Here is a 15070-nt window from a genome sequence, read left to right on the forward strand (position 1 = left end):
CCTTCTGCACGGTCCCCGTAAGGCCCCCGGACCTTGCGCTCCGAGCGAACAGTTCGGGAAGCGGGATGGCGTTGTCCTACCTGCGCGTTAGGGTCCATGAATACGAGGGCACGTGAGTACCCGGGCGCCGGCGGACTCGTCCGCTCCGGCCGGACACGGGCCCCTGAACGAGACGCTGAGACGGCACATGGCCGTCGGAGACGAGCAGGTGGATACGTGACGAATCTGAAGCCTTACGCCGCGGGTGAGCCGTCCATCGGTGGCGGCCTCGGCGACCATGTCTACAACCGGCTGCTCGGCGAGCGCATCATCTTCCTCGGCCAGCAGGTCGACGACGACATCGCCAACAAGATCACCGCGCAGCTCCTGCTCCTGGCCGCCGAGCCGGAGAAGGACATCTACCTCTACATCAACAGCCCCGGTGGCTCCGTGACGGCCGGCATGGCCGTCTACGACACCATGCAGTACATCCCGAACGACGTCGTCACCATCGGTATGGGCATGGCGGCCTCGATGGGCCAGTTCCTGCTCACCGGTGGCGCCAAGGGCAAGCGCTTCGCCCTGCCGAACACCGACATCCTGATGCACCAGGGCTCCGCCGGCATCGGTGGCACCGCGTCGGACATCAAGATCCAGGCCCAGTACCTGCTGCGCACCAAGCAGCGGATGGCCGAGATCACGGCGTTCCACTCGGGCCAGACCGTCGAGGCGATCATCCGCGACGGTGACCGCGACCGCTGGTTCACCTCCGAGGAGGCCAAGGAGTACGGCCTCATCGACGAGATCATCTCGGCAGCCTCCAACGTTCCGGGCGGCGGCGGCACCGGGGCCTGATCCCGGGACCCACCGTCAGTACCCAGCAGCCGACAGCCCGCAGAACGCCACCAGGATGGTGAACACCCAGATGCAGAACAACTTCTCCGCCAGCGCCAACGGCCTCTACACCGGCCCGCAGGTGGACAACCGCTACGTCATCCCGCGCTTCGTCGAGCGCACCTCGCAGGGCGTGCGCGAGTACGACCCGTACGCGAAGCTCTTCGAGGAGCGCGTGATCTTCCTCGGCGTGCAGATCGACGACGCGTCCGCCAACGACGTCATGGCGCAGCTGCTGTGCCTGGAGTCGATGGACCCGGACCGCGACATCTCCATCTACATCAACAGCCCCGGTGGCTCCTTCACCGCGCTGACGGCGATCTACGACACGATGCAGTTCGTGAAGCCGGACATCCAGACGGTCTGCATGGGCCAGGCGGCCTCCGCCGCCGCGGTCCTGCTCGCCGCCGGCACCCCCGGCAAGCGCATGGCCCTGCCGAACGCCCGCGTGCTGATCCACCAGCCCTCCGGTGGCACCGGCCGCGAGCAGCTCTCCGACCTGGAGATCGCGGCCAACGAGATCCTGCGCATGCGTGACCAGCTGGAGACCATGCTGGCCAAGCACTCGACGACGCCGATCGAGAAGATCCGCGACGACATCGAGCGCGACAAGATCCTCACGGCCGAGGACGCGCTCGCTTACGGGCTGATCGACCAGATCATCTCGACCCGTAAGAGCAGCAAGGCCTGATCCTTGCCACCAGTTGGCGTGAGCACGTCCCCGGATTGGGCGATGTGAACCACGTCAAGGGGGCCCCGCACGGGGCCCCCGGCAAGGTACCGTCGGATATGAGGCACCAGGAGCGCTGAACCAGGCGTCTCCCAGGCGAAGGGGAAGCACCTCGTGGCACGCATCGGTGACGGCGGCGATCTGCTCAAGTGCTCGTTCTGCGGAAAGAGCCAGAAGCAGGTGAAGAAGCTCATCGCAGGACCCGGTGTGTACATCTGCGACGAGTGCATCGACCTCTGCAACGAGATCATCGAAGAGGAACTCGCGGAGACCTCCGAGGTCCGGTGGGAGGAACTCCCCAAGCCCCGTGAGATCTACGAGTTCCTGGAGAGCTACGTCGTCGGCCAGGAGCCGGCGAAGAAGGCGCTCTCGGTAGCGGTCTACAACCACTACAAGCGGGTTCAGGCCGGCGAGAACGGCGGCGCGCAGGGCCGCGACGACGCGATCGAGCTCGCGAAGTCCAACATCCTGCTGCTGGGCCCCACGGGCTCGGGCAAGACGCTGCTCGCGCAGACCCTCGCCCGCATGCTGAACGTCCCGTTCGCCATCGCCGACGCGACGGCGCTGACGGAGGCCGGGTACGTCGGTGAGGACGTCGAGAACATCCTCCTGAAGCTGATCCAGGCCGCCGACTACGACGTCAAGAAGGCCGAGACCGGGATCATCTACATCGACGAGATCGACAAGGTGGCCCGCAAGAGCGAGAACCCGTCGATCACGCGCGACGTCAGCGGCGAGGGCGTGCAGCAGGCCCTGCTGAAGATCCTGGAGGGCACCACCGCCTCCGTACCGCCGCAGGGCGGCCGCAAGCACCCGCACCAGGAGTTCATCCAGATCGACACGACGAACGTGCTCTTCATCGTGGGCGGCGCCTTCGCCGGCCTGGAGAAGATCATCGAGTCGCGTGCGGGCGCCAAGGGCATCGGCTTCGGGGCGACGATCCGCTCGAAGCGCGAGATCGAGGCCAGCGACCAGTTCCAGGAGGTCATGCCGGAGGACCTGGTGAAGTTCGGGATGATCCCCGAGTTCATCGGCCGCCTCCCCGTGCTGACCTCCGTGCACAACCTGGACCGCGAGGCCCTGCTCCAGATCCTCATCGAGCCGCGCAACGCGCTGGTGAAGCAGTACCAGCGGCTGTTCGAACTCGACGGCGTGGAGCTGGACTTCGAGCGCGAGGCGCTGGAGGCCATCGCGGACCAGGCCATCCTCCGCCAGACGGGCGCGCGCGGCCTGCGCGCCATCATGGAAGAGGTCCTGATGTCGGTGATGTACGAGGTCCCGTCCCGCAAGGACGTGGCCCGCGTGGTCATCACCGCGGACGTGGTCCGCTCCAACGTCAACCCGACGCTGGTCCCGCGCATCGTCCCGAAGGACCAGGGCCCGCACGAGAAGTCGGCCTGACCGCCCGGCCGTAGAGCAGCACGCAGAAGGGGCGCCCCCACCGGGGGCGCCCCTTCTGCGTGTGCCGCGCGCGGGGTTACTTCTTGACGCGGGCGGTGTTGTAGAGCTTCGCGGCGAGCTCGGCGGCCTGCTCCTGGGTGTATCCGGGCTTGCCGGCCAGGATGGACGCCACGTCCGAGGCGCTGACCATGCTCAGGGTGCTGTAGTCACCCCAGACGCAGAAGGGCAGCGTGGCCTCCTTGGGCCCCTTGGTGCTCGTGTCCTTCGAAGTGAACTTGATGTCCTGGCACTTCATCACGGCGCCCTTGAAGTCGGCCGGGGACATCGTCTTGGGGCTGCCGACGAGCTGCACATCGGACTTGCCGTCCTTGGCGGCCTCGGCCTTGGCCATGGCGAAGTAGCCGTCCACCGCCTTCTCCGGGTCGGCGACCTCGCCGTACACGCCCGAGAAGTTGAGGCCCTTGGCCGTCAGCGGGTTCTTCGGGTCGCCGGCGATGTAGTTCATGCCCACCTGGGTGGGGTTCTTGACGCCCGCCGCCTCGGCTTCCTTCTTGTCCTCGTCGCTGAAGGGCTTGTCCTTGTACTTCGGGTCCTTCTTGAAGTCGACCACCGACTCCGGGGCCACCAGCTTGTAGCCCTTGGTGTCCGCGGAGATGGCGCCGCCCGCGCCGCCGCCCAGGAGGTACCAGCCGCCGCCCGCGATCACCGCGACCGCGACGACCGCGGCGATGATCACGCCGGCCTTGGACTTCTTCGGGGGCTGGCCGCCGTACGGGGCCTGCTGCTGCGGGTAGCCGTAGGCCGGCGTCGGCGGCTGCTGCGGGTAGCCCTGCGGGGGGACGCCCGGCTGCTGCGGGTATCCGTAGCCCGGCTGCGGGGCCGCGGGCTGGCCGCCGTAGGGGTTGGGCTGGGGGGCGGTCTGGCCGTACGGACCCGGCGGCGGCGGGGGCTGCTGCCCGTACGGTCCCGGCTGCTGAGGCTGCTGCCCGTAGGGCCCTGGCTGGTTGTAGCTCATCCCGCGTCCCCCAATGAGGTTGCTTATCCGTTTCTCACATCCTGACGGAAGCCCGGCGCGGACAGGGAGCCGGGCCCCGGGAATACCGGTTTCATGACTGGACTGTTACCGCTCTAAACTGTGCCCCGTGACCGAGAACACGCAGACACCCAGCAGCCCCGACTCCGAACTGCCGACCGCGTACGCCCCGGCGGCCGTAGAGGGGAAGCTCTACGAGAGCTGGGTAGAGCGTGGCTACTTCACGGCCGACCCGGCGAGCGAGAAGCCCCCGTACACGATCGTCATCCCGCCGCCGAACGTCACCGGCTCCCTGCACCTGGGCCACGCCTTCCAGCACACGCTCATGGACGCCCTCACCCGCCGCAAGCGGATGCAGGGCTACGAGTCGCTGTGGCTGCCCGGCATGGACCACGCCGGTATCGCCACCCAGAACAAGGTCGAGCAGCAGCTCGCCGAGGAGGGCAAGTCCCGCCACGACCTGGGCCGCGAGGAGTTCGTCGAGCGGGTCTGGCAGTGGAAGGAAGAGTACGGCGGCAAGATCCTCGGCCAGATGCGCCGCCTCGGCGACGGCGTCGACTGGTCCCGTGAGCGCTTCACCATGGACGAGGGCCTGTCCAAGGCCGTCCAGACCATCTTCAAGAAGCTCTTCGACGACGGCCTGATCTACCGGGCCGAGCGCATCATCAACTGGTGCCCCCGCTGTCTGACGGCCATCTCCGACATCGAGGTGGAGTACCAGGAGGACGCGGGCGAGCTCGTCTCCATCAAGTACGGCGAGGGCGAGGACACCCTGGTCGTCGCCACGACCCGCGCCGAGACGATGCTCGGTGACACGGCCATCGCCGTCCACCCGGACGACGAGCGCTACAAGCACCTCGTCGGCAAGCTCATCAAGCTGCCGCTCACCGACCGCTCCATCCCGGTCGTCGCGGACACCCACGTCGACCCCGAGTTCGGTACCGGCTGCGTCAAGGTGACGCCCGCCCACGACCCGAACGACTTCGCCATCGGGCAGCGGCACAACCTGCCCAACATGACGATCATGGACGAGCACGGTGTCATCACCGTCCACGGTCCCTTCCTCGGCCAGGACCGCTTCGAGGCCCGTTCCGCGGTCGTCGGTGCCCTGCGCGAGCAGGGTCGCATCGTCGCGGAGAAGCGTCCGTACCTGCACTCCGTCGGCCACTGCTCGCGCTGCAGCACCACCGTCGAGCCCCGCCTGTCCCTCCAGTGGTGGGTCAAGGTCGAGACCCTCGCCAAGGCCGCCGGTGATGCGGTCCGCGACGGCCGTGTCGCGATCCACCCGCAGGAGATGGAGAAGCGCTACTTCGACTGGGTCGACAACCTCAACGACTGGTGCATCTCGCGTCAGCTGTGGTGGGGCCACCGCATCCCGGTCTGGTACGGCCCGGACGGCGAGGTCGTCTGCCTCGGCCCCGACGACGAGGCGCCGACGGGCGAGGGCTGGACCCAGGACACCGACGTCCTCGACACCTGGTTCTCCTCCGGCCTGTGGCCGTTCTCCACGCTCGGCTGGCCGGAGAAGACCCCGGACCTGGCGAAGTTCTACTCCACCGACGTCCTGGTCACCGGCCACGACATCATCTTCTTCTGGGTCGCCCGGATGATGATGTTCGGCCTGTACGCCATGGACGGCGAGGTCCCCTTCAAGACGATCGCGCTGACCGGCCTGGTCCGCGACGAGCGCGGCAAGAAGATGTCGAAGTCCTTCGGCAACGTCGTCGACCCGCTGGACTGGATGGACAAGTACGGCTCCGACGCCGTCCGCTTCACCCTGGCCAAGGGCGCCAACCCCGGCACCGACGTCCCGATCGGCGAGGACTGGGTCCAGGCGTCCAGCAAGTTCGCCAACAAGATCTGGAACGCCACGCGCTTCGCGCTGATGAACGGCGCCACGATCGAGGGCGAGCTGCCGCCGGTCGAGCAGCTGTCGGCCACCGACCGCTGGATCCTGTCCCGGCTGAACAAGACGGTCGCGCAGGTCGACGCGTACTACGAGGACTTCCAGTTCTCGAAGCTCAGCGAGGCGCTCTACCACTTCGCGTGGGACGAGGTCTTCGACTGGTACGTCGAGCTGTCGAAGACGACGTTCTTCGCGGGCGGCGAGCAGGCCCAGGTCTCCGGCCGCGTCCTCGGCGAGGTCATCGACGTCATGCTGCGGCTGCTGCACCCGGTCGTCCCCTTCGTCACCGAGACGCTGTGGACCACGCTGACCGGCGGCGAGTCCCTCGTCATCGCCGACTGGCCGAAGGACAGCGGCTTCCGCGACGAGGCCGCCGAGACGGAGATCGGCAACGTCCAGAACCTCGTCCGTGAGGTCCGCCGCTTCCGCAAGGAGCAGGGCCTCGACGACAAGCAGAAGGTGCCGGCCCGCCTCGACCTGTCCGGTACGGCGCTCGGCGCGCACGAGGCGGCCATCCGCCAGGTGCTGCGCCTCCAGCCGGAGGGCGACGCCTTCAGCGCCTCCGCGACCCTCCCGGTCGCCGGAGCCACGGTCGCTCTCGACCTGTCGGGCACCATCGACGTCGAGGCCGAGCGCAAGCGCCTGACCAAGGACCTCGGCGCCGCCGAGAAGGAGAAGGCGCAGGCCGAGGCGAAGCTGGGCAACGAGGCGTTCCTGGCCAAGGCCCCCGACAACGTCGTGGACAAGATCAAGGGCCGGCTGGCCAAGGCCGAGGCGGACATCGCCCGGCTCCGGGCGCAGCTGGACGGCCTGCCGGCCGCGTAGCACCCGGCAGGACCCCGTAGGTACGCACAGGTGAAGGCCCCCACGCCGTCGGTCGACGTGGGGGCCTTCCCCGTATGCCTTCCCCGCGCAGGCCCCGGCGTCACAGCGGCCGGGCGGGCGCGGGACCTTGGACCCTTCTCTTGGGCCTGTCTCTTAGGCCTGTCCGAAGTGCCCGAAATCACGCTGTTTTTCGTTCTGGGGCGATTCGAAGCGGGGCGCTGACCACGGATGATGGAGTGCATGCGCGTCAAGCCCGCCCTCCCGGCCTTCGACCGGCTGGTGGCCTCCGGCCGCCGGCTCGCCGAGAGCTGGGCCGGGTCGCCCCGGGCCCTGGACGTGCTCACCGCGCTGGGCTGCCTGGGCCTGATGGCCCTGGACCTGCCGGGCCTCGCCGCCGCCGACAACTCGCTGACCGGTCCCACCGCCGCCGTCGTCCTGGCCCTGGGCTGCGCGACCCTGCTGGTGCGCCGCCGGCAGCCCTGGGTCTCGTACCTGGCCGCGCTGCTGTTCATCGGGTGGCTGCACGAGCTGACCCTGATCCAGTTCGCCCTGTACTCGGTGGGCCGCTACCGCGGGCGCCGGGCCGGGATCCTCGCCACGCTCGGGTACGTCGCCTTCGCGCTGGTGATGTTCTGCGTGCCGGACTGGCCCGCGCCCCGGGGGGAGACGCTCAGTGGCTTCCTCAGTGTGATCGTGCCGATCGGGGTGCTCGCCTCGGCGGTGGGCATCGCGGCCTACCGGCACGACCTGGTGGGGGAGCTGACCGCGCGGCGGGCCGAGTCGGCCGTGCTCCAGGCGGTCCAGCAGGAGCGCACCTCCGTCGCCCGTGACGTGCACGACTTCGTCGGGCGGGAGCTGACGCTGCTCACGGTCCGCTCCGAGGTGCTCTCGATGCGGGCGCGCGAGACGGCGTACGGGCCGGACTTCGAGGAGCTGGCCGACACCGCGCGCCGGGCCCATCTGGTGCTCAACGAGATCATCGTGCAGCGCGGGGAGCGGGCCTCGACCCCGGGCGTGGACGGGCTCGCGGCGCTCGCGCAGGAGAGCGGGCGGGCCGGCTCGCCCGTCCGGCTCAACATGGACGAGGAGGCGCTCGGGCTGTCACCGCTGCGGCAGGCGGCGGTCTACCGGGTGGTTCAGGAGTGCCTGACCAACGCGGCCAAGCACGCGCACGGCGAGACCATCGACGTGTCGATCACGGCGGACGGCCCGCGGCTGCGGATCGCCGTCGGCAATGCGCTGCCGGCCCGGACCCCGGGCCGGGCCCCCGTCTCGGCGGGCTCGGGCACGGCGAGCATGTCCGAGCGCGTCCGCAGCCTGGGCGGGACCCTCACGGCGACGCGCACGCGGGACAGGTACGAGGTCGTGGCGACGCTCCCGCGCGGCTGACCTGCCGGCCAGGCGCCGGCCCGTCCCGGTGGCCCGTCACCCGAACGGCCCACCGGCCCGAGCGGCAAGGCCGGGCCAGGCCGTCTCTTCCGGATCTTGTCGGGCCCGGCCCGCCCGGCACGGCACCTCGCCGCGTTGTCGGGGCGCCCGAGTACGTCCAGTACACGGGCGCCCCTCCGCCTTGCGATGTACCGCACCGGACGACCCGGGCTGATCCGACAAGATCCGAAAGAGACGGCCTAGACCTTCGCCGGGGCCAGCAGGCTGCCCAGGGTGTCCAGTTCCTCCACGCACCGGCCGGAGCCCAGCGCCACACAGTCGAGCGGGTCGTCCGCGACGAAGACCGGGATGCCGGTCGCCGAGGCCATCCGCAGGTCCAGTCCGGGCAGCAGCGCGCCCCCGCCGGTCAGCACGATGCCGTGCTCCATCACGTCGCCGGACAGCTCCGGCGGGCACTCCTCCAGGGTGGTGCGCACGGCCGCGATGATCGACTCGATCGGTTCGTCGAGTGCGGCCCGGACGTCGGGGGCGGTCAGCCGGAGCGTCCTGGGCATGCCGCCGACCTTCTCGCGGCCGCGCACGGTGAAGGAGCGGGTCTCCAGCTCCGGCCGGTCCGGCACCGGCCAGGCCGAGCCGATGGCCAGCTTGACGTCCTCGGCGGTGCGCTCGCCGATGAGCATCCCGTGTTCCTTGCGTACGTACTCCATGACCGCCGCGTCGAGCCGGTCCCCGCCCACCCGCAGCGACTGGGACGTGACGATGCCGCCCAGGGAGATCACGGCGACCTCGGAGGTGCCGCCGCCGATGTCCACGACCATGGAGCCGCGGGGTTCGGCCACGGGCAGCCCGGCGCCGATCGCCGCGGCCATCGGCTCCTCGATGAGGTGCACGGCGCGGGCGCCGGCCCGGGTGGACGCCTGGACGATGGCCCGCCGTTCGACCGGGGTGACGCCGGAGGGCACGCAGATCACCATCCGGGTGCGGGTGCGCCGGCCGGGGACCGCCTTGCGGACGAAGTGCCGGATCATCTCCTCGGCGGCCTCGTAGTCGCAGATCACACCGCCCTTGAGCGGGCGGATCGCGGTGATGGAGCCCGGGGTGCGGCCGATGGTCTCCTTGGCGTCCGTGCCGACGGCCAGGGCGGTGGTGGTGCCCGACTTCACGGCGACCACGGACGGCTCATTGAGGACGATTCCGTGCCCCCGTGCGTAGACGAGGGTGTTCGCGGTGCCCAGGTCGATCCCTATGTCGCGGCTGGATGCTGTCTTTTTGCTGCTGGCCTGCGGCATTTATTCCCCTATCTCCTGCCGCAAGGCTTGCATAACGATCCGGTCGCTCCGGCCGCCGAAGGTCCCGAAACGGCCGGGCCGAAAGTCCCCCGGGTCCCCGTCCGTAGACTGGCCCTGTGAGTGACCAGCAGCCCGAGAGCCACGACCGCGACGACAACGACGACCTCGCCGGCACCTTCGACGAGTTCGACCAGATCGTGGCGGAAGAGTCCGACCGCGACCCCGACCTGGCGGTGATCGAGGCCGGTAGCCGCACCCTGCGCGCTCAGGCCGGACCGCCCCAGGGCGACCCGGTACCCGCCCGGCCCGTCGACCCGGAGGTCGCCAAGGCGCTGCTGGAGGTGGAGCAGGAGCTCGCCACCCGGTGGGGCGAGACCAAGCTGGAGCCCTCGGTGTCGCGGATCGCGGCGCTGATGGACGTCCTGGGCGAGCCGCAGCGCGCGTACCCGTCCATCCACATCACCGGCACCAACGGCAAGACGAGCACGGCCCGCATGATCGAGGCCCTGCTGAACGCCTTCGAGCTGCGCACGGGCCGCTACACCAGCCCGCACGTGCAGTCGATCACCGAGCGGATCAGCCTCGACGGGGCGCCGATCACCGCCGAGCGGTTCGTCGAGACGTACCACGACATCAAGCCGTACGTGGAGATGGTCGACGCCGCCGAGGAGTTCCGGCTGTCGTTCTTCGAGGTGCTCACCGGAATGGCCTACGCGGCCTTCGCGGACGCCCCGGTGGACGTGGCCGTGGTCGAGGTGGGCATGGGCGGCAGCTGGGACGCGACCAACGTCATCGACGCGTCCGTCGCCGTGGTCACCCCGATCAGCCTGGACCACACCGACCGGCTCGGCTCCACGCCCGGTGAGATCGCCGTGGAGAAGGGCGGCATCATCAAGCAGGACGCCACCGTGATCCTGGCCCAGCAGCCGGTGGACGCGGCGCAGGTGCTGCTGAAGAAGGCCGTCGAGGTGGACGCGACCGTGGCCCGCGAGGGCATGGAGTTCGGCGTCGTCGCCCGCGAGGTCGCGGTCGGCGGCCAGCAGCTGACGCTGCGCGGCGTGGGCGGCGAGTACGACGACATCTTCCTGCCGCTGTACGGCGCGCACATGGCCCACAACGCGGCGGTCGCCCTGGCCGCCGTCGAGGCCTTCTTCGGCATCGGCCAGGAGCACGCCCGGGTCCTGGACGTGGAGACCGTGCGGAAGGCCTTCGCCTCGGTGGCCTCGCCCGGCCGCATGGAGGTCGTCCGGCGCAGCCCGACCGTGGTCCTGGACGCGGCCCACAACCCGGCGGGCGCCGCGGCCACCGCGGAGGCGGTCACCGAGTCCTTCGGCTTCAGCCGGCTGATCGGGGTCGTCGCCGCCAGCGAGGGCAAGGACGTCCGCGGCGTGCTGGAGGCCTTCGAGCCGATCTTCGCCGAGGTGGTGCTGACGGAGAACTCCAGCCACCGGGCGATGGGTGCGGACGAGCTGGCGGCCGTCGCGGTCGAGGTCTTCGGCGCGGACCGGGTGCAGGTGGAGCCGCGGCTGGACGACGCCCTGGAGGCGGCGATCACCCTGGCGGAGGAAGAGGCCGAGTACGGAGGGGCCGGGGTCCTGGTGACCGGTTCCGTGATCACGGTGGGCGAGGCCCGCCTGCTGCTGAAGAGGGGCTGAGGGATGCGCACGCTGTGTGCGAGCACGCTGATCGGTGAGTTCTTCGTGATCGGCTTCGCGGGTCTGGTGGCGATGAAGGACCCCGACCTGACCCAGGCCGCGGTCTGGACGGTGTGCGGGGTCACCATGCTGCTCTCGGTGCTGCTGTGCGGGATGCTGTCGCGTCCCGGTGCGGTCCAGCTGGGCTGGGCCCTGCAGATCGGTCTGATCCTGAGCGGGTTCGTCGTGCCGACGATGTTCTTCCTCGGCGCGGTGTTCGCCGGACTGTGGTGGTGCTCCGTGCACTACGGACGCAAGATCGACACGATCAAGGCGCGCTGGGCGGCCGCCCAGGAGGCGCAGGGGGCACCCGCGGCGCCTGACGCTGTGTGACGGGTCCCCGGATCGGCCCTGTAGATTCGCCCTACCGCACCCGTTTGCCGCAAGGAGCCGCAACATGACCCAGCGCACCCTCGTCCTGCTCAAGCCCGACGCCGTCCGTCGCGGTCTGGTCGGCGAGATCATCGGCCGCATCGAGCGGAAGGCCGGCTGGACGATCCCCGCACTGGAGCTGCGTACGCTGGACCAGGAGACCCTGGAGGCGCACTACGGCGAGCACAAGGGCAAGCCGTTCTACGAGCCCCTCATGGGCTTCATGTCGAGCGGTCCCGTGGTCGCCCTGGTGGTCGAAGGGGAGCGCGTCATCGAGGGTGTCCGCCAGCTGGCCGGACCCACTGACCCGATTGCCGCGGCACCCGGCTCCATCCGGGGTGATTTCGGCACGATCACGCGTGAGAACCTGATCCACGCCTCGGACTCGCAGGAGTCCGCCGAGCGTGAGCTGAAGCTGTTCTTCCCGGCGCTCTGAGCACTCTTTCCTGACGCAACATCAGCCGAATAGCGCTCATGACCTGGGGCGACCGAAGTAATTTCGGTCGCCCTCCGGTATTTCCGGGCCGGAGCGGGAACGCCTGGGCAGGACACGTCGTCACCACTGAGGGGGCGGGTATCCATTCCGGCGGGATTGCCGGAGTCCCGTCGCGCGGTCTTCGTACTTGCGGCACTACGATGGGGCCTCCACCCACACACCCACCTCGCCGACCTGACAGCAGCCGCTATCAACTGGAAGGCCAGACGCTCCTCATGGGGAACAAGGGGAACAAAATGTCGTTCATCGGCCGTGACATGGCGATCGACCTCGGGACCGCCAACACGCTGGTGTACGTGAGGGGCCGGGGGATCGTCCTGAACGAGCCGTCCGTGGTCGCCATCAACACGAACACCGGTGGCATCCTGGCGGTCGGCTCGGAGGCGAAGAAGATGATCGGGCGCACGCCCGGCAACATCGTCGCCGTACGGCCCCTCAAGGACGGCGTGATCGCCGACTTCGAGATCACCGAGCGTATGCTCCGGTACTTCATCCTCAAGATCCACAAGCGCCGCTACCTGGCCCGCCCGCGCGTGGTGGTCTGCGTTCCCTCCGGCATCACCGGAGTCGAGCGGCGCGCCGTCATCGAGGCGTCCACGCAGGCCGGCGCCCGCCAGGTGCACATCATCGAAGAGCCCATGGCCGCCGCCATCGGCTCGGGCCTGCCCGTCCACGAGGCCACTGGCAACATGGTCGTGGACATCGGCGGCGGCACCACCGAGGTCGCCGTCATCTCCCTCGGCGGAATCGTCACGGCACAGTCCATCCGGGTGGCCGGTGACGAGCTCGACAACGCGATCATCCAGCACATCAAGAAGGAGTACTCGCTCCTCCTCGGTGAGCGCACGGCCGAGCAGATCAAGATCACCATCGGGTCGGCGTACGACCTCGACAAGGACGAGCACACCGAGATCCGCGGTCGCGACCTGGTCTCCGGCCTGCCCAAGACGGTCGTCATCTCGGCCGCCGAGGTGCGCAAGGCCATCGAGGAGCCGGTCAACGCCATCGTCGACGCGGTCAAGACCACGCTCGACAAGTGCCCGCCGGAGCTGTCCGGCGACATCATGGACCGCGGCATCGTCCTGACCGGCGGCGGCGCCCTGCTCCGCGGCCTCGACGAGCGGCTGCGCCGGGAGACCGGCATGCCGATCCACATCGCGGAGGATCCGCTCGACTCCGTCGCGCTCGGCTCCGGCAAGTGCGTCGAGGAGTTCGAGGCCCTCCAGCAGGTCCTGGACGCCCAGCCCCGTCGCTGACAGACGCTCCTCCCTGCCGGAGGAGCCATGCGGAACACAAGGATCCGCCGTACGGGTGCTACCGGGCCCGTGCGGCGGATCGTTGATATACAGGCAAAAGAGAATTCCGACGAGGAAGGCACGGCCGCCGCACGTGAGGGACACACGAGAAAGCCGGCTGCTCCTGGTGCTTCTGATCGCCATCGCGTTCGCGTTGATCACGGTGGACATCAGGGCAGGCGAGGAGTCGCCGGTCGACGGTGCCCGGCAGGCCGCGGCAGCGGTCTTCGGCCCGGTCGAGGAAGGTGTGGCGACCGCGGTCGATCCGGTCGCCAACGCCATAGGGGCGGTACGGGACTCCGGTGAGCGCCACAACCGCATCGCCACGCTGGAGCGCGAGAACGCGGCGCTGAAGGCCAAGCTGGGCAGCGAGGACCAGACCCGCAGCCGCATCCACGAGCTCGACGAGATGCTCAAGCGGGCCGGCGCCGGGCAGTACGGCATCAAGGGCGCCGAGGTCATCGCGATAGGAGCGGCCCAGGGCTTTTCCTGGACCGTCACCATCGACGCCGGCAGCAAGGACGGCATCGAGCGCGACATGACCGTCCTCAACGGCGACGGGCTCGTCGGCCGCGTCAGCACGGTCGGCCCCGACACCGCCACCGTCGTCCTCGCCAACGACCCCGACTTCACCGTCGGCACCCGCCTGGAGAAGACCGGTGAACTGGGCTTCGCCACCGGTCAGGGCGACCGCGCCCTCTCCGTCCAGATGCTCAACGGCAAGGCCAAGGTCAGCCCCGGCGACCGGCTCGTCACCTTCGGCTCGCGCGGCAACAAGCCGTTCGTGCCCGGGGTGCCGATCGGTGAGGTGGTCAAGGTCGACCCCTCCCGCGGCGACCTGACCCGCACCGTCTGGGTGCGTCCGTTCGTCGGGTTCTCGCGCCTGGACATCGTCGGCGTCGTGGTGATGCCGCCGCGCGAGGACCCCCGTGACGCGGTCCTGCCGCCCAAGCCCGAGGCCCCCAAGCCCACCCCGACGGTCACCGTCACGGTCACCCCGTCCGGGTCCGCCAGTGTGCCCGGCAAGCCGGCCGACGAGTAGGGACAGTTCGCCATGCGCTTCAACAGGATCCTGCTCTCGGCGACCCTGATCGTGGTCGCCCTCGTCATCCAGGTCACCGTCCTGGGCCGGCTCCAACTGCCCGGCGCGGTGCCCGACCTGCTGCTGCTCACCGTCGTCTCGCTCGCACTCGTGTACGGGCACGTCAGCGGTGCGCTCATCGGGTTCGCCGCCGGTCTGCTCGCCGACCTGGCCCCGCCCGCCGACCACGCCGCCGGACGGTACGCGCTCGTCCTGTGCGTCATCGGCTACGTCGTCGGCCTGGTCCGCCCCGACGGCGGCCGGTTCCGTTCCGCCTGGGGCCCGATGCTCACCGTCGTCGCCGCCGCCATCGGCTCCACCCTGCTCTACGCGGGGGTGGGCGCCCTCGTCGGCGACACCGCGGCCCGGCACGTCGGCCTGACCGGGCTGCTGTTCACCGCGACCCTCTACGACCTGCTGCTCGCGCCGTTCACCGTGCCGTTCATCATGGCCCTCGCCCGGCGCGCCGAGAACGACCCGATGGCCGTCGAGGCCGGCGGCGGCCCCGCCAACAAGGCGGCCGACGTGTCCGCCGGCTGGCTGGCCGGCGGTACGGGCCTGCGCATCGGCAGCCAGCGCGGCGGCCTGCGCCTGAAGACCGCGCGGTCCCGCGCCAACAAGGCGGTCCGCATAAAGGGCATCAAGCCGGCCAAGGGTGTGAAGAGCGTCAAGAAGCTGTGAGGGAG

The 15070-nt window shown here is 69.7% G+C and carries 13 protein-coding genes; 11 read left to right on the forward strand and 2 right to left on the reverse strand.

The features are described from left to right. Positions 1 to 216 precede the first annotated feature (216 nt). The 3 genes from B6R96_RS23335 to clpX all read left to right on the forward strand — a co-directional run bounded on the left by B6R96_RS23335 (position 217) and on the right by clpX (position 3004). The gene (locus B6R96_RS23335; RefSeq protein WP_030649990.1) at positions 217 to 834 is read left to right on the forward strand and encodes an ATP-dependent Clp protease proteolytic subunit; all 618 of its coding nucleotides are present in this window, start codon (positions 217 to 219) and stop codon (positions 832 to 834) included. A gap of 55 nt (positions 835 to 889) precedes the next feature. Next, positions 890 to 1564 carry an ATP-dependent Clp protease proteolytic subunit gene (locus B6R96_RS23340; RefSeq protein ID WP_030384694.1) on the forward strand — a complete coding sequence of 225 codons (675 nt, stop codon included), beginning with the start codon at positions 890 to 892 and terminating at the stop codon, positions 1562 to 1564. A 153-nt stretch (positions 1565 to 1717) separates the two neighbouring features. Next, a complete protein-coding gene (gene clpX, locus B6R96_RS23345; protein ID WP_030026955.1) occupies positions 1718 to 3004 on the forward strand; it encodes an ATP-dependent Clp protease ATP-binding subunit ClpX in 1287 nt (428 codons plus the stop codon). A 76-nt stretch (positions 3005 to 3080) separates the two neighbouring features. Here clpX and B6R96_RS23350 read toward each other — a convergent pair whose 3' ends face one another. Further along, positions 3081 to 4019 carry a hypothetical protein gene (locus B6R96_RS23350; protein ID WP_081523555.1) on the reverse strand — a complete coding sequence of 313 codons (939 nt, stop codon included), beginning with the start codon at positions 4017 to 4019 and terminating at the stop codon, positions 3081 to 3083. 127 nt (positions 4020 to 4146) lie between these two features. Here B6R96_RS23350 and B6R96_RS23355 point away from each other — a divergent pair, with 127 nt between their 5' ends. Together B6R96_RS23355 and B6R96_RS23360 are read left to right on the forward strand one after the other, a co-directional pair. Next, a complete protein-coding gene (locus B6R96_RS23355; protein ID WP_053704113.1) occupies positions 4147 to 6768 on the forward strand; it encodes a valine--tRNA ligase in 2622 nt (873 codons plus the stop codon). Positions 6769 to 7008: 240 nt separating this feature from the next. Continuing rightward, a complete protein-coding gene (locus B6R96_RS23360; RefSeq protein ID WP_081525214.1) occupies positions 7009 to 8157 on the forward strand; it encodes a sensor histidine kinase in 1149 nt (382 codons plus the stop codon). A 239-nt stretch (positions 8158 to 8396) separates the two neighbouring features. Here B6R96_RS23360 and B6R96_RS23365 read toward each other — a convergent pair whose 3' ends face one another. Continuing rightward, positions 8397 to 9446, reverse strand: coding sequence for a rod shape-determining protein (locus tag B6R96_RS23365; RefSeq protein ID WP_053171641.1), 1050 nt, complete (start codon positions 9444 to 9446; stop codon positions 8397 to 8399). 116 nt (positions 9447 to 9562) lie between these two features. On the opposite strand from B6R96_RS23365, the gene folC reads away from it, so the two are divergent. The 6 genes from folC to mreD all read left to right on the forward strand — a co-directional run bounded on the left by folC (position 9563) and on the right by mreD (position 15065). Continuing rightward, on the forward strand, positions 9563 to 11101 hold the full coding sequence (folC, locus tag B6R96_RS23370; protein WP_053704115.1) for a bifunctional tetrahydrofolate synthase/dihydrofolate synthase: 1539 nt from the start codon (positions 9563 to 9565) through the stop codon (positions 11099 to 11101). Between the two features lie 3 nt (positions 11102 to 11104). Continuing rightward, positions 11105 to 11473, forward strand: coding sequence for a DUF4233 domain-containing protein (locus B6R96_RS23375; protein ID WP_030384688.1), 369 nt, complete (start codon positions 11105 to 11107; stop codon positions 11471 to 11473). Positions 11474 to 11537: 64 nt separating this feature from the next. Continuing rightward, on the forward strand, positions 11538 to 11948 hold the full coding sequence (gene ndk, locus B6R96_RS23380; RefSeq protein WP_030384687.1) for a nucleoside-diphosphate kinase: 411 nt from the start codon (positions 11538 to 11540) through the stop codon (positions 11946 to 11948). Between the two features lie 296 nt (positions 11949 to 12244). Further along, entirely contained in the window at positions 12245 to 13264 is a 1020-nt protein-coding gene (locus B6R96_RS23385) for a rod shape-determining protein (RefSeq protein ID WP_008738981.1), read from the forward strand. Positions 13265 to 13397: 133 nt separating this feature from the next. Beyond that, positions 13398 to 14345: a rod shape-determining protein MreC gene (mreC, locus tag B6R96_RS23390; protein ID WP_030384686.1), complete on the forward strand. Its 948-nt coding sequence runs from the start codon at positions 13398 to 13400 to the stop codon at positions 14343 to 14345. Between the two features lie 12 nt (positions 14346 to 14357). Further along, on the forward strand, positions 14358 to 15065 hold the full coding sequence (gene mreD, locus B6R96_RS23395) for a rod shape-determining protein MreD (protein ID WP_030384685.1): 708 nt from the start codon (positions 14358 to 14360) through the stop codon (positions 15063 to 15065). Positions 15066 to 15070 lie beyond the last annotated feature (5 nt).

The organism is Streptomyces sp. Sge12 (assembly GCF_002080455.1).
GTDB lineage: Bacteria > Actinomycetota > Actinomycetes > Streptomycetales > Streptomycetaceae > Streptomyces.